Here is a 19,246-nt window from a genome sequence, read left to right on the forward strand (position 1 = left end):
GGCTTCCTCCGCGGTGTGCGGCGGAACGCCGTTGGTAGGTTCGCCGCACGTCCGGAGGGAGGGCCGATGCGCACGTCGCAGGCGGATGTCCTGATCGTCGGGTACGGGCCCGTGGGTCAGGTGTTGTCGGTGCTGCTGGCCGAGCGGGGCCGGCGCGTGACAGTGGTCGAGCGGTGGGAAGCCCCCTACACGCTGCCACGGGCGACCAGTTTCGACGGCGAGACGGCGAGGACGCTGGCGGCGCTGGGGGTGGGTGACGCGTTCGCGGAGATCGGACTGCCGGCCGACGCCTACGACTGGCGCAACGCCGACGGCGCGTCGCTGCTCCGCGTCGAGCTGGCGCGGCGGGGCGCGCACGGCTGGCCGGAGACGACGACCATGCACCAGCCCGCCCTGGAGGAGGCACTGTCCGCCCGCGCGCGGCGGCTGCCCGGGATCGAGGTGGTGCGCGGGTGCACGGTGACGGAACTGTCCGACGACGGGGACCGGGTGGAGGTGACGGCGGCCGACGCGGCGGGGCGGGAGCGGCGGTGGACGGCGTCCTGGGTCGTCGGGTGCGACGGCGCGAACAGCTTCGTACGGGAGCGGCTGGGGGTGCGGTGGAACGACCTGGGCTTCTCCTACGACTGGCTGCTGTGTGACGTGACGCTGGACGTGCCGAGGGAGTTCTCACCGCTCAACGTGCAGTTCTGCGATCCGGCGCGGCCGACGACGGCGGTGGGCAGCGGACCCGGCCGCAGGCGCTGGGAGTTCATGCGGCTGCCAGGGGAGAGCGTGGCCGAGCTGAACCGGGAGGAGACGGCGTGGCGGCTGCTGGCGCCGTTCGACGTGACCCCGGCCAACGCCACACTGCGGCGGCACAGCGTCTACCGCTTCCAGGCGGCCTGGGCCGAACAGTGGCGGCGCGGCCGGGTGCTGCTCGCGGGAGACGCGGCCCACCTGATGCCGCCCTTCACCGGCCAGGGCATGTGCGCGGGCGTCCGGGACGTGCTGAACCTGTCGTGGAAACTGGAGCTGGTGCTGAGCGGTGACGCCGGTGAGGAACTGCTGGACACCTACGGCCCCGAGCGCGCCGGACACGTGCGGGAGGCGATCGGCACGGCGGTGCGGCTGGGCAAGGTGCTCTGCGTGACCGACGCGGCCGCGGCGGCGGCCAGGGACGCCGCGCTGCTGGCGGGCGCGGACACCGGCCGGGGCGGCGGCGCCGGCGCGCCGCTGCGGACCGGGCTGCTGTACACCGGGGCCGGCGCGGAACCGGTGCCGCCGGCCGGGGAGGTGGTGCCGCAGGGCCGGGTGCGGCTGGGAGGTGTGACCGGGTACTTCGACGAGGTGGTCGGCGCCGGTCCGGTGCTGCTGGGGTCGGCCGCCCCGGCGGCGGCGCTCGACGGACCGCGGCTCGCCTTCCTCACCGGGCTCGGCACCCGGATCGTGCACCTGGTGGCGGACGGGGCGCCGGACGCCGGGGCCGCGCCGGACGCCGCCGTGGACGTCGACGGCGTGTATCTGCCGCTGCTGCGGGCGGCTCGGGCGCGGTACCTGCTGGTGCGCCCGGACCACCACGTCTACGGCCCGGCCCGTACCTCACGTGAACTGGCGGCGCTGGTCGACGCGTTCCGTTCGGGGCTGACCGGCCGGCCGGTCACAGCAGGTAGGGCAGGTCCTGGCGCCGTTTGACGTTGACCTTGCGGAAGACGCGGGTGAGGTGCTGCTCGACGGTACTGGCGGTGATGTACAGCTTGGCGGCGATCTCCCGGTTGGTGTACCCCTTGGAGGCCAGTGCCGCGATCTTGCGTTCCTGCCGGGTCAGCGAGGAGACGCCGTCGGGGCGTTCCTCCGCGTCGGCGGCGGGCGCGGCCTCGGAGCCGGCCGGGTCGAGGGCGGCCTTGCGGCACAGGTGTTGGGTGCCGGTCTGCTTGGCGAGGTGCCAGGCGCGGTGGGCCACCCGGCGGGCGTTGCGCTGGTCGCCGGCGTCGTGGAAGGCGGCGCTGAGGTCGATGAGGGCGCGGGTGAGTTCGTAGTCGTCGCCGCTCTCCTTGAGCATGTCGACGGCCTCGGTGAGCAGTTGCGGGCGGCGGGTGACCCGGCTCACCGCGGCCAGGGTGCGCAGGCTCTGCCCACGTTCCCGGGAGGGGCCGGGGAGCAGCCGGGCGAGCTGTTCGCGTACCAGGCGTTTGGCCTGTTCCTGGTCGTTCTGCGCGAGCCAGGCCTCGGCCGCGCTCAGGCGCCAGGGGACCACGTCGGCACCGGGCCTGCCCCAGGTCTCGGCGAAGCGGCCGCAGGCGAGGAAGTCGGCGAGCGCGGCCTGCGGATGGTGGGTGGCGAGCCGGAAGTGGCCGCGGGCGTGCAGGTAGGCGGCGCCGTGGCGGCTGTGCAGGGCGTGTTCGGGCAGCGGCAGCGCCACGTACTTCTCGGCCGCCACCAGGTCCCCTGAGCGGGTGGCGGCCAGAATGGCGCAGGCCAGAACGCCGGCGAGGCCGACCCCCCAGCCCTGCGGCGGGACGAGGGACAGGGCGTGGGCGGCCAGGTCGCGGGCGCGGGTGAGGTCGCCGCGCCGCAGATGGGCCTCGACGCGCACGGCGAGGAACCGGGCCTGCGAGGCGACGGCGTGGTGGGCGGCGGTCTCGGCCTCCAGTTTCTCGCACCAGGCGACCACCTCGTCCAGCCGGCCCGCGTGGCAGAGGCCGCGCAGGGCCAGCACCCCCGACTCCACGTTCCACAACGAGTCGTGGTCGAGGTGGTAGGTGCTCAGCAGGAGTTCGGCACGCTGGACCAGCTGGTCGTCGCGCCCGTCGACGTAGTCGTCGGACAGGGCGACCGCGGAGGGCAGCCACGGGTCGTGGCAGGGGACGGCCGCGGGGGTGGCCGCGGCGACGGAGTGGGCGAGTCTGCGCAGGCCGGTGTGGAGGGGGTAGGCCATCGCCGCCCAGCTCGTCAGGGAACGGATGTCCTCGGTGCCGGGGCCGGGCCCGGTGTCCTGCCGGTACCGGGTGCGCAGGACGTCGAGCAGGGCGGTCAGGTCGTGCAGGGCGCCGGTGTCGGCGAGACCGAGGACGAGGTCGGAGACGCCCCGCCGGTCCAGGCGGCCGGCATGGAAGTCGTCGAGCTGGGGGCGGAGGTGGCGGACGGCCGCCTGCGGTTTCAACTGCCGTTCCAGGCGGCTGAGCCGGGTCCGGACGTGGGCGGCGGTGGTGCCGTCGGTCCGGGTGCGCCGGGCGAGGCCGAGACACCCGAGGGCGGTGCCGACGTCGCCGGCCGCCAGTGCCTCCTGGGAGGCGGTGAGCAGTATGTCGATGCCGTCGTCGATGCCCGCGTCCCCGGCGCTCGTGAGCTGCCGGGCGACCGTCAGCGCGGAGGCGCCGTTGTCCCGCAGCAGTTCCGCGGCGGTGTGGTGCAGCGCGGTCCGGTCGGCGGCGGGCAGGTCGTCCAGGACGGCGGCGGCACCCGCCGGATGCCGGAACGCGTACCGCTCGGCGCGCGCCGGTGCCGCGACCTGGGCCGCCGGCACCATGGCGCCGTCACCGGGCAGGCCCGCGTGGGCGCTCGGCACGGGGGCGTGGGCGCTCAGCATGCCCGCGTCGGCCAGGGCCCGCAGGGCCCAGCGGGTGGTCTTGGTGTCCTGCCCGGCCAGCGGCGCCACGTCGGCCGGCTCCGGGGCGCCGCCGAGCACCGCGAGGGAGCGGACCACGGCCGGTATCGGCGGCCGGGCGTGGGCCACGAGGTCGAGGAGCGCCTGTCCGTACCCTTCCGGGTGGCCGGTGCCGCCCGCCTGCTGATCGACGATCAGAGCACGTACGGCCAGCGGGTTGCCGCCGCTGACGGCGTACAGGTCGGCGGTCAGCCGGGGGGTGGCGGTGTGCGGTCCGAGGAGCCGGGTGGCGAGGCTGTGCACGGAGGCTCGGCTGAGCGGGGCCACAGGGACGCGGCGGACGTGCGGGCTCGGTGCGAGCCCGCCCAGCAGCGGTGAGCGCGGCCGGCGCATGGTCGGGTCGTCGGTGACCAGCACCAGGATGCGGGTGGAGTGCAGCCAGGCGACGACGCCCGCGAGGAAGTGCAAGGAGGGGGCGTCCACGTAGTGGGCGTTGTCGACGCAGATCACCAGGGGGGTGTTTTCGGCCAAGTGAGCCAGTTCCACGGTGAGTTTCTGGAACGCGTCCGCGATCCGGGGGTCCGCGGCGTCCTGGGAGCCAGGGGCGGTGCCGCCGTGGAGGAGGGCGTGCTCGACCGCCGCGGCGAGCAGGGCGCGGAACGTCTCCCGGCGGGCCGGCGGGATGGCCAGGCCGTGCGAGAGCTGGGTCAGCACTCCGAACGGCAGCGCCTCTTCGCGCAGCGACGCGGTGGCCCGCAGGACGCGCGCGGCGCCGGGTTCCAGGGTTTCGAGGAACTCGTGGAGCAGTCTGCTCTTGCCGCTGCCGAGCGGTCCCTCGACGACGACCAGCCGTCCTTTGCCGCCGACGGCGTCCGTCAACGACGCGCGCAGCGCGGTCAGTGCGGCGTCGCGCTCGACCAGATCACGTCGTCCGGTGACGGCGGCCGTGGAATCGCGGCATTCCAAAAAACTTAATGACATGCCAGCTCCCGACATTGCCTAGTGTTGTGCGGCCGGGCGAAGGGAACACCGCCGCTCGAACTGCTTGACGTACGGGCAGACGACAGCCGTGACGTTTCACGTCACGGCGAGAATGATGAAGGGAAAAAAGACACCGTTTCAAAAGAACAGGTAAAACCGAAGTCTTTTGTGGTGACGGTGTGTGGTCAAGGCGCGGAGGGGCGCGCACCGAATGTGTGGGGGCTTCGAGCGGGTGGGGGAGCCGAATGGGTGGGGGCAACTCTCCGCATCATGCATAAATCGCCGCGCACCGCAATGTCAAGCGATTGAGTCGTACGTCACGGAGTGCTCCGGCTTCGCGCGCGGGCCGGGCGTGGCGAGGGAACGGGGCACTCGCTCCGAGCGCCCCGTTCCCCCCGGAATGTCGGAGTCGTGCCGAGCCGATCCGCTGTCAGGCCAGTCGTACGGCCTGCTCGTAGGAGAGCCGCGCCCCCCGCTCGCGGAACGCGTTTTCGGCCGGGTGGCCGATGTTGACCAGCAGGACCGACTTCCACCGGCCGTCGGGGAAGAACTCCTCGTCGACGGCGCGCGCGTTGAAGCCGCCCATCGGGCCCGCCGCCAGGCCGGCGGCCCGCACGGCCAGCACGAAGTAACCGGCCTGGAGCCTGGCGTTGAGGTCCATCTGGGTCACCCGCAGGGCCTCGTTGGACTCCAGCATCTCCCGGAGCTGGGGGTTGGACGGGGCCAGGAAGGGAACGTACTCCGCGAACTGCGTGTCCGCCGCCAGTACCGCGGTGACCGGGGCCGACGCGGTCTGCTCACGGTTGGGCGGTGCCACGCCGTCGAGGAGCCGGCGCTTGCCGTCCTCGGTACGGACGTAGAGGATCCGCAGCGGGTTGATATTCGCCGAGGTCGGGGCCCACTTGAAGAGTTCGTAGATGGCCTGCAGACGGTCGTCGCCGACCGGCTCGTCACGGAAGCCGTAGGCCGTCTTCGCCTCGGTGAACAGCAATGCCTGTCCCTCGGGGGAAAGCGCGTACAAGCTCTGGTCCACTTCGGAGACCAGGGTGCTGTCCGACATATCGAAATACTCCTCTTTCGCGGTACACGCGGTGCCTGATTGCCTGGCACAGCGTACGCGTTCCAGGAGCCCGCCCACAGGCCGAAACCGCTGTTGTGGAGGGATATTTGACCACCGCCGGAAGAGAATGGCGCAAGGGCGTCGGTGCGGTCTACCGCCGGGCTGAGCACATGTGGCAGGCTTCACGCATGCGCCCGCCGACGATCCGCCGCCGCGACGAATGGGCGGTCCTTTGAGGGCCGCCGTGCTGACGGAGCCCGGCGTGCTGTCCGTGACCTCCGTACCGGACCCCGCGTGCGGTACCGGAGAGGTACTGATCAGGATGCGCGGCACCGGCCTGTGCGGCTCCGACCTCGCGGTGTACGCGGGACGGCGGCCCGCGCCGCGCCGGCCGTGGATCCTGGGCCACGAGGGCGCCGGCCGCGTCGCCGGGATCGGTGCCGGGGTCGAGGGCCTGACGATCGGTCAGGACGTGGTCGTCGAGCCGGACTACTGCTGTCTGTCGTGCCCGCCGTGCCGGAAGGGGCGGACGTCGGCCTGTGCCGGCCGGGCCGCGGTCGGGCTGACCGTGCCGGGGCTGCTGAGCGAGTACGCGGTGGCGCCGGCCAAGTTCGTGTGGCCGGTCGCGCCGGACGTGCCGCTGGAGGACCTGGTCTGCGTGGAGCCGGCGACCGTGGCATGGGCGGCGCTGCGCCGCTCGGGCATCGCGCCCGGCCTCTCCTGCCTCGTGACCGGTGCCGGCTCGCAGGGCCTGCTGCTGTGCCGGGCACTGGTCGAGCACGGGGTGACGGTGTACGTCCAGGAGCCCAACGCGGCCCGCCTGGAACGGGCTTGTTCCCTGGGCGCGCTTCCGGCGCCGCCGGGCGGTGAGTCGTTCCCGTACCTCTTCGAGACCTCCGGCGCCCCCGGAGCCGTCGAGCAGGGGCTGCGGCGCCTCGCCCCGCACGGCACCGCCGTACTGATCGGCCTCGGCACCGCGCCGCTCGACCTTTCTCCCCGCGACCTGGTGGCCGGGCAGGTCACCCTCATCGGCAGCATGGTCTACGACCACCCCGGGGACTTCGCCCGCACCGTCGGCGCGCTGCGCTCACCGTCATCGTCCCCCCTGGGTGCGGTGGTCAGCGACGGCTACCCCCTGGACGACGTCGAGGAGGCGTTCGCCGCGGCGGCCACCGCGTCCGGCAAGGTGTGGGTCGACCTCCGGTAAGTGTGACGCAAGTGTTCCCAGCGTGCTCCGTGGTGTCCGTGGAAGGGACTTCTCAGCGACATGACCGGCAAGACCGAGCGGAACAGCGCGTGGATCCGCCGCTACCACCCCCGCCCCGACAGTGACGTCAGGCTGGTCTGCCTGCCCCACGCCGGCGGCTCCGCCTCCTTCTACCACCCGGTCTCGGCGGCGATGCCGCCCTTTGTCGACGTCCTGGCCCTGCAGTACCCGGGCCGGCAGGACCGGCGCGCCGAGCCCTGTGCGACCAGCATCGCCGAGCTGGCCGACGCGGCGGTGGCGGAACTGCTGCCCTGGGCGGACCGGCCACTGCTCGTCTTCGGGCACAGCCTCGGAGCGACCCTCGGCTTCGAGATCGCGCGCCGGCTGGAGAACGACCACGGCATCGTCCTGGCCGGCCTGTTCGTCTCCGCCCGGCGCGCACCGTCCCGCGTCCGGGTGGAGACCGTGCACCTGCGGGACGACCAGGGCGTCCTCGCGGAGATACGCCGGCTGAACGGCACGGACGCGGGAATCCTCGCCGATCCGGAGGTGCTGCGGATGGTGCTGCCGGCGATCCGCGCCGACTACCGGGCCATCGAGACCTACCGGTACGGGCCGGGGCCGAGGCTGCGGTGCCCGGTGGTGTGCCTGATCGGTGACGACGATCCCAAGGTGACCCCGGAGGAGGCGCGGGCCTGGGCCGAGCACACCGAAGGGCCGTTCGCACTCCGGGTCTTCGACGGCGGCCACTTCTACCTGTCGGCGCACCAGGCGCCGATCATCGGACTGATCGCGGGGCACGCCGCGACGGCCGTACTCCCGGACACCCCTCACTCCGCGGGGCGGGGCCCGACGACGGTGTAAGGGGGGTCCCCCTGCACGAGGGCCCGAGAATCTGGGGTTCCCGCGCTGACCTCGTCACTTTAGGGTGCGGTACGTGGAAGACATGACCAGCGCGCTCCTTTCCGAGGACGTCACCCGGCAGGACTGGGCCGGTGTCCGGATTCCCGATTCCTTCCGCGGCATCGTCACCCGCAAGGACGAGACCGACCTCTTCGAGGGGGTGGACTCGGCCGACAAGGACCCGCGGAAGTCGCTCCATCTGGCGGAAGTGCCGACCCCGTCGCCCGGCCCCGGCGAGGCGCTGGTGGCCGTGATGGCCTCCTCGGTCAACTACAACACCGTGTGGTCGGCCGTCTTCGAACCGCTGCCGACGTTCCGCTTCCTGGAGCGCTACGGCAGGCTCAGCGCGTCGGCCCGCCGGCACGACCTGCCCTACCACGTCCTGGGATCGGACCTGGCGGGCGTGGTGCTGCGCACCGGTCCGGGCGTCAACGCCTGGAAGCCCGGCGACGAGGTCGTCGCGCACTGCCTCAGCGTGGAACTGGAGTCCGCCGACGGCCACGGCGACACCATGCTCGACCCCGAGCAGCGCATCTGGGGCTTCGAGACCAACTTCGGCGGCCTGGCGGAGATCGCGCTGGTCAAGTCCAACCAGCTGATGCCCAAGCCCGCGCACCTGAGCTGGGAGGAGGCCGCCGCTCCCGGCCTGGTCAACTCCACGGCGTACCGGCAGCTGGTCTCCCGCAACGGCGCTCAGATGAAGCAGGGCGACAACGTGCTGGTCTGGGGGGCGAGCGGTGGCCTCGGCTCGTACGCCACGCAACTCGTGCTCGCCGGCGGCGCCACACCGGTCTGCGTGGTCTCCTCGCCGCAGAAGGCCGAGATATGCAGGAGGATGGGCGCCGAGGCCGTCATCGACCGCGACGCCGAGGACTACCGCTTCTGGCGGGACGCCCACACCCAGGACCCGAAGGAATGGAAGCGGTTCGGCGGGCGCATCCGTGAGCTGACCGGCGGCGAGGACGTCGACATCGTCTTCGAGCACCCCGGCCGTGAGACGTTCGGCGCCAGTGTGTACGTCACGCGCAAGGGCGGCACCGTGGTCACCTGCGCGTCGACCTCCGGCTACGAGCACGTCTACGACAACCGGTACCTGTGGATGTCGCTGAAGCGGATCATCGGCTCCCACTTCGCCAACTACCGCGAGGCGTGGGAGGCCAACCGGCTGATCGTCAAGGGAAAGATCCATCCCACCCTGTCCAAGGTCTACTCCCTCCAGGACACCGGTCAGGCCGCCTACGACGTCCACCGCAACCTGCACCAGGGCAAGGTCGGCGTGCTCTGCCTGGCGCCCGAGGAGGGCCTGGGCGTGCGCGACGAGGAGACGCGGGCCCGGCACATCGAGGCCATCAACCGCTTCCGGGTCGCACAGGACCCGCCGCCGGAGGAGACGGCCATCCCCTGACGACGGGTGCCCGCTGACCCGGCGATCGCCCTCGGAGGGGCGCCGTCGCAGACGGCTTGGCCGTTCAGGTGGTCGGAGGCGGCGTGGTCCCGCAGGCCGTGGACGAGGGGCACTTCAGTGGCGGCGTCAGTCGCCGTCGGCGATGAAGCCGGCCAGCGCGGCAGCGACGGCTTCGGGCTGCTCGTCGGGGATGAAGTGCCCGGCGCCGGGCACGATCACTCCGGTGGTGTGGTCGGCCCAGGGGCTGAGGGAGGCCGCCATGTCCGGGATGGAGCCGTGGCTGCCGGATATCCCGAGGACGGGCAGGGTCAGGCGCCGCCGTTCCAGTGCCTGGTGGTTCCCGCGGGCCGACTCGGCGGCGTCCCGGTAGTAGGCGAGGGAGGCGCGGAGGCCGCCGTCGGCGGCGAGGGCCGCTGCGTAGTGGTCGATGTCGGCGTCGTCGAAGGTGCCGGGAGTGCGGGCCTTCGCCTTCAGGAACCAGTCGACGTACTCCCGTTCGCGGCCGGTGAGCAGGGTCTCGGGCAGGTCGGGCACGAGGTGGAACGCGAAGTGCCAGGTCTTCCACGCCCGCGCCGGGTCGGTGGGAATCGTCTCCGGGAGGGTGATGCCGGGGATTCCGGCGTCGAGCAGGGCGACCCCGCGCAGTTGACTCTCGTGGCCGAGGGCGAGGGAGAAGGCGACCCAGGCGCCGATGTCGTGGGCGGCCAGCCAGTAGGCCGGCACTCCGAGCGCCTCGACGGCGGCGTGGACGTGGGCGGCGACCGTGTGGGTGTCGTAGCCGCGTTCCGGGCGCTCGGAGTGGCCCTGGCCCGGCAGGTCGATCGCGATGACCCGGAACCGGCCGGCGAGCGCGGGCATGACCTTGCGCCAGGCCCACCAGGTTTGTGGGAACCCGGCGAGCAGGACGACAGCCGGTCCGGCCGGCCGGCCGCCTTCGACGGCATGGAGGCGGATGCCGTCCGCGTCGACCCAGCGGTGGGTGAATCCGGCCAGGTCGTGCAGGGGCAGGTGACGGACGGGGTTGCTTGCGGAGACGGTCATGGGGTCCTCCATCGGTGTTGGGGTGCGCCGGCCCGGCGGTTCGCCCGGGGGCCGGGCCCGCGAGGGCGACGCGGATGACGAGGGCGGCCGACGCGGTGCTCGGGATCCGGGTCGCAGGATGGCCGGCGGTGCGATGAACCGAGCCGGCAGTGCGCTGATGAACGGGATCCGGGCGATTGCGCGGATGCGGGCCGGATCGATGTGCCCACGGCAGGGTTGCGTGGTGCGTCTGCCGCGCCGTCCCGGTTCGCGGGGACGCCCGGTCACGATCATGCCTGGAGGCTAACACATCTTGAAACGGTCAGTTCAAGATAGGATGGCGGGGCAGTGACCGGAACACCGACACACCGGCAAGGAAGTGCCACGTGGCAGGCAAGAAGCAGTTCGACATGGACACGGTGCTCGACGCCGCGATGATCCAGTTCTGGCGGGCCGGCTACGCCGACACCTCGGTCGACGACTTGTCCCGGGCCACCGGCCTGAACCGCAGCTCGATCTACTCCTCGCTCGGCGACAAGGACACGTTGTTCCTGCGCTGCCTGGATCGCTACGCCGCGCGCTACGGCGACAAGTACGACGCCGCCCTGTCGTGCGCGGTCTCCGAGCCCGTTGCGGCTGTCCGCGCGTTCTTCGACGTCACCCTTGAGCGCATCGCCGATCCCGAACTGCCCGACGGATGCCTGATCGCCCAGTCGGCCATGGCGATCCCCGTGCTCAGCCCGGCCGTCGCGGCGCACACCAGGCAGGCGCTCGGCTTCCAGAGCCTGCGCCTGCGCGCCGCGCTGAAGGCCGGCCGCATGACCGACCAGGACGCCGAGGCCTTCGCTGTACACCTGGCGGCCGTGAACCAGTCTCTGGCTGTCATGAGCAGGGCCGGGGCAAGCCCGGAACAGCTCCTGGCCATAGTGGACGTGACCGTCGACGCGCTCTCGCGGGCGTTGCGCGCGCGCAACCGGGCCGGGGGACTGTGAAGCGGGCCCTCGCCACCCCACCGGAGGGGGGTCATGCCGCCTTGTTCTCCGTGTGCACGGGCGGTGCGGGCGGGCGCGTCCCAGGGGGCAGATCCTGCTCCGCTCCCTGGACGACGGGTCCGGCGCCGCCGCGGAGCCGGCGATGGCGGCCCCGGCCGTCGCCGCCGCCGCGCTGGTGGAACTCGCCGATCGTCACGGGCCGACGCCCCGGGAGCTGCGCCGGGGCGTCGGCTCCGGTGTCAGGGGCGGCGTGCTCCTGCTCGTCACAGGCCCGCTGGTCGTCCTCGGCGTGCGCTCACTGCCACGCGGTCGCCTCGGTTCCGTGCACGCAGTAGTAGTCGTACGTGCTCGCGCCGCCGGCCTTGGGGACCGCGCAGGCGGTGACCTCGAACTCGCCGTCGCCCACCCGCACCATGTGGGTGTACTGGTCGTCGCCGTAGTCGATCTCGGCGGTCCGCTTGGCGCCCCCGGTCGCCTCGACCGTGACGAGGTCCCCCTTGCTGCCGCGCTCGATCTTCGCCCACACCGCCTGGCACTCCTCGCTGTAACGGAGTTGCAGCTCGGCGGGGTTTCCGGCGGTCGGCTCGAAGGTGCGCGCGTCGCCGTCGCAGCCCTGCTTGCCGGGGTTCTTCCCGTCGCATGCCTCACCCGGGCAGGCCGGTTCCTCCAGGAACGTGTTGATGACGTGCTCCCCCAGCGGGGACAGGAGGGCAGCCGCCACGGCGCTGACGATCGCCACGGCGTAGGCCACGGTGGTCGCGCTGTTCCACCTGCGCCCGCCCTCGGGTCGGCGGTCGGACGGCTGGGTGGCCGGCTCGGGGGGCGTTGCGGAGGAGTTGTCGTCGGTGCTGCTCGTCGTCATGGGACCGCCTTGTTGCTCTGGACGGGGGGAGAGGATCACCCCGCGGTGTCACGGGGGCGGCGCGGATCGGGATGCGCGGCATGCGTGGCTCGCGCGTTCCCCCTGCTCACGCGCCTCTTGTCTGGGCAACGACCCTCGCCGTACCGGGTAACGGGGCGCGCGGTCGCCCCGCGAGGTGTGAAGCAGGGCCATGACCCCCGGGCACGACACCCTGGACGCCCGGCGCACGGCCCGTCCGCTCACCCCGTTCGGCCGCCAGAAAAAGTCTGGGATATTGCTGTGCATATTGTTAACAATCTTGTAGCGTGCGTCTCGCCTCGACCCCGAGGCATCGGCGAGGCACTTGGTGCTCGATGAGGGGAGACTCCATGCAGCCGCACTCCGTGTCCACCGGACACGAGGCACTCACCCACCCGAGAGGGCCGCGGGAAGGACGCCCCGTGGCCCGCACCCCTCTCCTGAGGGGCATGGCACTCGCGGGCGCTCTCGCGCTCACGGCCGCCGTGGTGCCGGGCTCCGTCGCGGCGGCCGCCACCGGCGCGTCCGCCGCGCGGCACCGCGGCCACGCCGCGGACCCCGAGGACGCCGCGCTGGACTTCGACTCCGCCGCCTACACCACGATCACCGTCACGGTCGACGGCCGGCCGATGAGTGTGCGCTGGTACAAGGAGATCTGCTACGTCGCCGACCCGGTCGCGGCGGCGGCCCGGCAGCCCGGCGGTCCCGGTGGCGGCGGCACCACGATCCCCAACACCGCGTGCGGCTACCAGAGCATGAACGTGTTCGTTCCCGAGAGTGCCTTCGAGGACCAGCGGGCGCCGGTCTACTTCGCCGTCAACAACAGCGGCTGGAAGGCCAGCTACGTGCGGGCCGGCGTCACCGCCGGCGCCTCTTACAACAGCTCGACCAGCAATGCCGGCGCCGCCCTGAAGGCGGGTTACGTCTTCGTCGACGTCGCCAACCGCAGTCGCGGGCTGGCCGGTGCCGACGGCTCGGCCCCCGGCAAGGCCCCCGCGGCGGTGGTCGACGCCAAGGCCGCCGTGCGCTACCTGCGCCTCAACGACGCCGCGATGCCCGGCAGTGCGGAGCGGATCGTCATCAACGGGACCAGCGGCGGCGGGGCGCTGGTGTCGATCCTGGGCGCCTCCGGCAACAGCGCCGAGTACAACTCCTACCTCGCCGCGATCGGCGCCGCCGGCATCGACGCCAAGGGGCGCAGTACCCTGCGCGACGACGTCTTCGCCGTCAACGCGTACTGCCCGATCACCGACCTCGGCAACGCCGACATCGCCTACGAGTGGCTGTACAACACCCTCGGTACCCGCGACGCCACCGGCTCCAACGCCTCGCCCGAGGCGGCCACGGAGTTGGCGGCCCGGTTCGCGGCGTACGAGAGGAGCCTCGGGCTGCGCAACCCGGACGGCTCCCGGCTCACCGCCGCGACCCTGCTCGACACCATCGAGCAGGAGGTCGTCCGGTCCGCCGAGACCTACCTGAAGGCCGACCCCGCCCACACCATCCCGCCGCTGGGCGGCACGTTCGAGATCACGTCCGGCGCCCCCGGCGGCTCGCCCACCACGAAGTCGTACGTCAACGACTGGATCGACGTCGACACCGCCACCCGCACGGTGCGCTCCGTCGACATGGAGAAGTACCTCTCCTTCGTCGCCACCCAGGCCACGCTCAAGACGACCCCCGCCTTCGACGCCGTCGGCGTCGACGGGAACACCACCAGCGGCACCGAGACCGACCTCTTCGGCCCGCCGACGCAGAAGTACATGAACTACACCGAGTACAGCTGGAACCACAACGACGTCACCGGCGACGGCAGCGGTCTCGACGACACCGGCCTCACCTGGGATCAGTACACCGCCGAGAAGAGCACCGCCGTCGACGACCAGGTCCACCTCGTCAACCCGATGGACTTCGTCGGTACCAGCGCCGACACCGCGCCGAACTGGTACGTGCGTCACGGCACCCGCGACCGGGACACCGCGTTCACCGTCTCGGTCAACCTCGACCGCGCGCTCGCCTCCGACCGGCAGGTCAAGAACCTGGACTACCTGCTGGCCTGGGACCAGCCGCACGCGGGCAACTACGACGTGCCCGAGGCCATGGCCTGGATCGCCGGCGTCGTCCGTGCGGCCGGTGACCCGCTTTCCTCCGGCCACCGCCCGTAGCCGGCACGACCGCCGAGGACCGGTGCGGCGGGGCGGTCGGCCGGGGAGCGGGCGCGGACGGTGGCGTCAGCCGCCGTTGGACTGCCGGACCCCTTCCGCGAGGGCGTCGAAGGTGTACAGATAACCGCCGTCCGGCCCGCTGACGGTCATGTACGCTTTCCGCCCGCCGGGGACGATGGCGACGTTGGTCGCCGACTCCAGGCCCTCGGCGGCGCGGGCCGGCACCTCCACGGTGGCCAGGCGGTCGCCGTTCTCGCTGTAGACCGCCATCGCGGGGCGGCCGTGCAGCCCTTGGTAGAGGTTGCCGTCCGCGTCCACCGCGATGGAGTCGGTCTGGGCGACCCCGCCGTCGACCCGGACGGCGGTGTGCCGCGACGCCACCGCGCTCTCGCCGTCGAGGAGCAGGTAGGAGATGCGGTTCTGGGTCAGTTCGCTGAACCAGAGCCCGCGGTAGTCCGCGTCGAAGGAGATGCCGTTCGGGGCGGCGAGTCCGTCGGCGAGGACGGTGGCGTTCTGCCCCGCGCGGTCGATCCGCACCACGCGGCCCTTCGCCTCCCCCTCGGGCATGCCGCGCGAGTCGCTGACGTACAGGTTGCCCTCCTGGTCGAAGGCGAGGTCGTCGGGGTTCATGCGCGCGCCGTCGACCTCGCCGGAGAAGAACGTCCGAGGATCACCGCCGTCCGGGGCCAGGCTCACGATGTCGCCGTGCGCGAAGTCGGTCAGGTAGATCCGTCCGTCGTACGGGCTGAACTGGGCCGAGGTGTAGGCGCCGCGGTCGTCGGTGTGCACCTGCTCCGAGGTCTTCTTCCGGACGTCGACGCGCAGCAGCTTCGGCTCGCCGGCCGGCGCGGTGACGTCGACGACGAGCAGCTTCCCGTCCTCGTCGAAGACCGGGCCCTCCAGCAAGGTCATCCCGGTCTGCTGGTGCGTCTGCGTCAGCCGCATGACCTGCTGCGCGCGAAGGGTGCGGTCCGCCCCGGCGCCGCCCGGGTCCGCCGTGGACCCGCTCGTCTGCGTACCGCAGCCCGTGAGGGTCAGCGCACCGGCCGCGGTGAGACCGGCGAGAGACCGGATCGGAAACCGTCGCATGCGAATCACTCTTCCTGTCCGAAAGTGTGCGGAAGCAGCCACAAGCCCACCGGACAACACTGTCCGGTTGTTGTTACGGTAGTGCATGGCTGCTCAAGTCATGCGACTCCGTGCCCAGTTCATGGGCGAGGCGACTCCTCGGCAGCGAACCGGACGGAATGAGGCCCCCACATGGAACAGTCACCCGCCCTCTCCGGCGAGGAGCTCGCCGCGCTGCGGGAGCGGTACCGGCTCGAACGGGAGCGACGTGTGCGCCCCGACGGCGTACGCCAGTACCTCGGCGCCGACGCGGAGTTCGGCTACTACGCCGCCGACCCGTACGCGGGAGAGCCCGCCGAGCGCGAGCCGGTGCGGGACCGGGTGGACGTCGCGGTCGTCGGCGGCGGCTTCGGCGGCATCCTCGCCGGCGCGCGACTGCGCCAGAAGGGCGTGCGGCGGGTCCGCGTCATCGAGAAGGGCGGTGACTTCGGCGGGACCTGGTACTGGAACCGGTACCCGGGGATCCACTGCGACATCGAGTCGCACGTGTACCTGCCGATGCTCGACGAGACCGGCTACGTGCCCGAGTGGAAGTACGCGCCAGGTGAGGAGATACGCCGGCACGCGGTGCGGATCGCCGAGAAGTCCGACCTTCGCGCCGACGCGCTGTTCTCCACGGCGGTCACCTCACTGACCTGGGACGACACCTCCGAGACGTGGATCGTCACGACCGACCGGGGCGACGAGTTCCAGGCCACGTACGTCGTCACGGCCACCGGCACCCTCTCCGAGCTGAAGCTGCCCGGCATCCCCGGCATCGAGACGTACCGGGGCCACACCTTCCACACGTCGCGCTGGGACTACGGCTACACCGGCGGCACCCCGGACGGCGGACTGACCGGCCTCGCGGACAAGCGCGTGGGCGTGGTCGGCACCGGCGCCACCGGCATCCAGGTCGTCCCGAAGCTCGCCGAGGACGCCGGACACCTCTACGTCTTCCAGCGCACCCCCTCCACGGTGGACGTGCGCGCCAACCGCCGCACCACCGCCCGGGACGTCGGGGCCGACCGACCGGGCTGGGCGAGCGAGCGCCGGGACAACTTCCTCAGGATCGTCTCCGGCGAACGGGCCGACCGGGACCTGGTGGCGGACCGCTGGACGTCCTCGGCCGGCCTGCTGGAAAAGCTCGTGCCGAGCTTCCGCCGCCAGGGCGACCGGGAGGCGTTCGAGGCGGCCTACGAGGCGGTGGACGCCACCAAGATGAACGAGATCCGCGCCCGGGTCGACGAGACGGTCACCGACCCGGAGACGGCGGAGAAACTCAAGCCCTGGTACCGGTACGCGTGCAAGCGCCCGACCTTCTCCGACCTGTACCTCCAGGCGTTCAACCGGGACAACGTCACCCTCGTCGACACCGCCGACACCCACGGCATCGAGCGGATGACGGAGCGCGGCGTGGTCGTCGGCGACACCGAGTACGAGCTGGACTGCCTTATCTTCGCCACCGGCTTCTCCGTCGGCGTCTCCGGCGTCTTCTCCGGCCGGCTGCCCGTCACCGGACGGGGCGGCGTCCGGCTCCAGGACGCCTGGCGCGCCCACGGCCCGCGCACCCTGCACGGGTGCACCAGCAACGGCTTCCCCAACCTGATCCAGCTCGGCGGCACGCAGAGCGCCCCCAGCGTCAACTACACCCACGTCCTGGACGAACACGCCGTCCACGCCGCCGCGTTGATCTCCGCGGCCGAGGCCAGGGGCGCCCTCGTCGAACCGTCCCGCGAGGCCGAGGACGCCTGGCTCGCCGTGTGCGCCCAGGACGCCCCCGACCACGAGTGGTTCCACGCCGAGTGCACCCCCGGCTACTACAACGCGGAAGGACGCGGCCGGCCGAACGGCCCGACCGCCTACCCGCACGGCGCGGCCGCCTTCCACGACCTGCTCGAGCGGTGGCGGAACGAGTCCCTGGACGAGGTGCTCCGCGCCAGGGCCGCCACGGAGGACGGGAAGGTGTAGCCCGCTGCACCCCGCGCGGTGGAGCGGACTCTCCCGCCCGGCGTGTCCCGTCCGCCTAATGTGAGCGGCATGGGGAAAGCGATCGTGCGGGCCGCACGGGCCACCGTCCACCTGTGCAGGTCGATGGCGCTGGTCTTCGCCATGTGCCTGTTCATCAGCGTGATCTGCGTCGCCGTGGCAGGGACACTGATCGGCGCGGGTGTCTGGCTGATCCCCGAGACGGTGCTCCTGATCCGCCGTGTCGCAGGCGCCGAACGGTACTTGACCGGCCTGTGGACGGGCGACGAGGTCGCTCAGGCCTACCAGCCGATCACCGGCCCTCTCCGGCAGCGCCTGCGCGCCGCGCTGCGCGACCCCGGTACCCGCTCCGACCTGATCTGGGCGGCGGCCTTCTACGTCTACGGCTGGATGGGCCTGCTGGCCCTCCCGCTGTGGCCGCTCGGTCTGCTCGTCGACGGAGTCTGGTGCGGCCTGCTGCGCCGGCACCCGGTCGTCCTGCCGCTGATCAGCCGGCTCGCGGACCTGGAGGCCGCCTGGTCGACGGCCCTGCTGGAGCCATCCCCGCAGGCACGGCTGGCGGCCCGGGTCGACGAACTCACCCAGACCCGAGCGGGTGCCGTCGCCGCGCATGCGGCGGAACTGCGGCGCATCGAACGCGATCTGCACGACGGCACACAGGCCCACCTGGTGTCCCTGTCCATGCGGCTGGGACTCGCCCTGCGCGCCTACGACAGCGCCCCCGGGACGGCACGCGAACTCCTCGTCCAGGCGCGGGACCAGGCAGAGCGGGCCCTGACCGAACTGCGCCACGTGGTACGCACCATCCAGCCCCCGATCCTGTCGGACCGGGGGCTGGCCGGGGCGGTCCGGGCCCTGGCGGCCGGCAGCGGACTCGACGTGGCCGTCGACATCGAGGGCCTGGCCGACGACGGCCCCCGCGCACCCGCCGCCGTGGAGGCGGCCGCGTACTTCGCCGTGGCCGAGGCCCTGACCAACGCCGCGAAGCACAGCGGCTCGTCCCGTGCCCGCGTCCGGCTGGCGCGGGTGCCCACCGGCCTGCGGCTGACCGTACGGGACGACGGCGCGGGCGGCGCGGACGAGACCGGCGGCACCGGGCTGCTCGGCATCCGCCGCCGGGTGGCCGCGCTGGACGGTACGGTGACGGTGAGCAGTCCTGCAGGAGGACCGACCGTCGTTGCCGTGGAGCTGCCGTGCGTGTGGTGATCGCCGAAGACAACGCGCTGCTGCGAGAAGGTCTCGTCCTCCTGCTCACGTCCTGCGGACACGAGGTCGCCGCCGTCGTCGGCACCGGCCCGGAGATCCTGCCCGCCCTGCTGGAACACCGGCCCGACGCCGCCGTACTCGACGTACGCATGCCGCCCGCTTTCCGCGACGAGGGACTGCGCGCGGCACTCGCGGCCCGCGAACACCTCCCGGACCTGCCCGTACTGGTGCTCTCCCAGTACGTCGAGGAGTCCTACGCCGCCGAACTGCTCAGCGGCGGCGGCAGCGGTGTCGGCTATCTGCTCAAGGACCGCGTCGGACGCGTCGACGAGTTCCTCGACGCACTGGAGCGGGTCGCCGCCGGCGGCACGGCCCTGGACCCCGAGGTCGTCACCGAGTTGCTGACCCGCCGCCGAGACTCACCGCTCGACGCGCTGACACCGCGCGAACGCGAGGTGCTGAAGCTGATGGCGGAGGGGCACGACAACGGCACCATCGCCAGGACCCTGGTGGTGACGGAACGTTCGGTGAGCAAGCACATCGGCAACGTCTTCCTCAAGCTCGGGCTGCCGCCCGGCGACAGCGGCCACCGCAGGGTGCTCGCGGTCCTGACGTATCTGAAGGACCCGCGCTCGGCCGTGTGACCTGCTCGACGGTGTAGGCAGCTGCACCATCGGTCCGGGAGGGCACTCCCTCGTCGCGGCGCTCGCCGGACGGGATCGTGGAGAGCACACCAGGACACGCCGCC

At 72.3% G+C, this 19,246-nt stretch carries 14 protein-coding genes; 9 read left to right on the top strand and 5 right to left on the bottom strand.

Going from position 1 to position 19,246, the window contains the following annotated elements; all coding sequences use genetic code 11:
* The first annotated feature begins 66 nt into the window (after positions 1-66).
* Complete coding sequence (mhpA, locus tag ACZ3IG_RS24775; protein ID WP_467434723.1) at positions 67-1,674, top strand: bifunctional 3-(3-hydroxy-phenyl)propionate/3-hydroxycinnamic acid hydroxylase MhpA; 1,608 nt, start codon at positions 67-69, stop codon at positions 1,672-1,674.
* Here mhpA and ACZ3IG_RS24780 read toward each other — a convergent pair.
* Both ACZ3IG_RS24780 and ACZ3IG_RS24785 read right to left on the bottom strand, forming a co-directional pair.
* Positions 1,640-4,552, bottom strand: coding sequence for a helix-turn-helix transcriptional regulator (locus tag ACZ3IG_RS24780; protein WP_467434724.1), 2,913 nt, complete (start codon positions 4,550-4,552; stop codon positions 1,640-1,642). The genes mhpA and ACZ3IG_RS24780 overlap by 35 nt on opposite strands.
* Before the next feature lie 445 nt (positions 4,553-4,997).
* A complete protein-coding gene (locus ACZ3IG_RS24785; RefSeq protein WP_467434726.1) occupies positions 4,998-5,627 on the bottom strand; it encodes a malonic semialdehyde reductase in 630 nt (209 codons plus the stop codon).
* 262 nt (positions 5,628-5,889) lie between these two features.
* Here ACZ3IG_RS24785 and ACZ3IG_RS24790 point away from each other — a divergent pair, with 262 nt between their 5' ends.
* The 3 genes from ACZ3IG_RS24790 to ccrA all read left to right on the top strand — a co-directional run bounded on the left by ACZ3IG_RS24790 (position 5,890) and on the right by ccrA (position 9,142).
* Positions 5,890-6,834 carry a zinc-dependent alcohol dehydrogenase gene (locus ACZ3IG_RS24790; RefSeq protein ID WP_467434727.1) on the top strand — a complete coding sequence of 315 codons (945 nt, stop codon included), beginning with the start codon at positions 5,890-5,892 and terminating at the stop codon, positions 6,832-6,834.
* 60 nt (positions 6,835-6,894) lie between these two features.
* Complete coding sequence (locus ACZ3IG_RS24795; protein ID WP_467434728.1) at positions 6,895-7,698, top strand: thioesterase II family protein; 804 nt, start codon at positions 6,895-6,897, stop codon at positions 7,696-7,698.
* 82 nt (positions 7,699-7,780) lie between these two features.
* A complete protein-coding gene (gene ccrA / locus ACZ3IG_RS24800) occupies positions 7,781-9,142 on the top strand; it encodes a crotonyl-CoA carboxylase/reductase (RefSeq protein WP_467434932.1) in 1,362 nt (453 codons plus the stop codon).
* 126 nt (positions 9,143-9,268) lie between these two features.
* Here the strand turns inward: ccrA and ACZ3IG_RS24805 are convergent, their stop codons facing one another.
* A complete protein-coding gene (locus ACZ3IG_RS24805; protein ID WP_467434729.1) occupies positions 9,269-10,195 on the bottom strand; it encodes an alpha/beta fold hydrolase in 927 nt (308 codons plus the stop codon).
* Positions 10,196-10,548: 353 nt separating this feature from the next.
* Between ACZ3IG_RS24805 and ACZ3IG_RS24810 the strand changes: the two genes are divergently transcribed.
* Complete coding sequence (locus ACZ3IG_RS24810) at positions 10,549-11,154, top strand: TetR/AcrR family transcriptional regulator (RefSeq protein ID WP_467434730.1); 606 nt, start codon at positions 10,549-10,551, stop codon at positions 11,152-11,154.
* Between the two features lie 295 nt (positions 11,155-11,449).
* Here the strand turns inward: ACZ3IG_RS24810 and ACZ3IG_RS24815 are convergent, their stop codons facing one another.
* Entirely contained in the window at positions 11,450-12,016 is a 567-nt protein-coding gene (locus tag ACZ3IG_RS24815; RefSeq protein WP_467434731.1) for a DUF2690 domain-containing protein, read from the bottom strand.
* Between the two features lie 440 nt (positions 12,017-12,456).
* Here ACZ3IG_RS24815 and ACZ3IG_RS24820 point away from each other — a divergent pair, with 440 nt between their 5' ends.
* A complete protein-coding gene (locus ACZ3IG_RS24820; protein WP_467434732.1) occupies positions 12,457-14,196 on the top strand; it encodes a subtype B tannase in 1,740 nt (579 codons plus the stop codon).
* A 66-nt stretch (positions 14,197-14,262) separates the two neighbouring features.
* Here the strand turns inward: ACZ3IG_RS24820 and ACZ3IG_RS24825 are convergent, their stop codons facing one another.
* On the bottom strand, positions 14,263-15,285 hold the full coding sequence (locus tag ACZ3IG_RS24825; RefSeq protein WP_467434734.1) for an SMP-30/gluconolactonase/LRE family protein: 1,023 nt from the start codon (positions 15,283-15,285) through the stop codon (positions 14,263-14,265).
* Between the two features lie 171 nt (positions 15,286-15,456).
* Here ACZ3IG_RS24825 and ACZ3IG_RS24830 point away from each other — a divergent pair, with 171 nt between their 5' ends.
* The 3 genes from ACZ3IG_RS24830 to ACZ3IG_RS24840 all read left to right on the top strand — a co-directional run bounded on the left by ACZ3IG_RS24830 (position 15,457) and on the right by ACZ3IG_RS24840 (position 19,142).
* Entirely contained in the window at positions 15,457-17,274 is a 1,818-nt protein-coding gene (locus ACZ3IG_RS24830; protein WP_467434735.1) for a flavin-containing monooxygenase, read from the top strand.
* A gap of 69 nt (positions 17,275-17,343) precedes the next feature.
* Positions 17,344-18,498: a sensor histidine kinase gene (locus tag ACZ3IG_RS24835; protein WP_467434736.1), complete on the top strand. Its 1,155-nt coding sequence runs from the start codon at positions 17,344-17,346 to the stop codon at positions 18,496-18,498.
* The gene (locus ACZ3IG_RS24840) at positions 18,486-19,142 is read left to right on the top strand and encodes a LuxR C-terminal-related transcriptional regulator (protein ID WP_467434738.1); all 657 of its coding nucleotides are present in this window, start codon (positions 18,486-18,488) and stop codon (positions 19,140-19,142) included. Before ACZ3IG_RS24835 ends, ACZ3IG_RS24840 begins: the two co-directional genes overlap by 13 nt.
* The last annotated feature ends 104 nt before the right edge of the window (positions 19,143-19,246 follow it).

Source organism: Streptomyces sp. NPDC016677 (genome assembly GCF_055562815.1).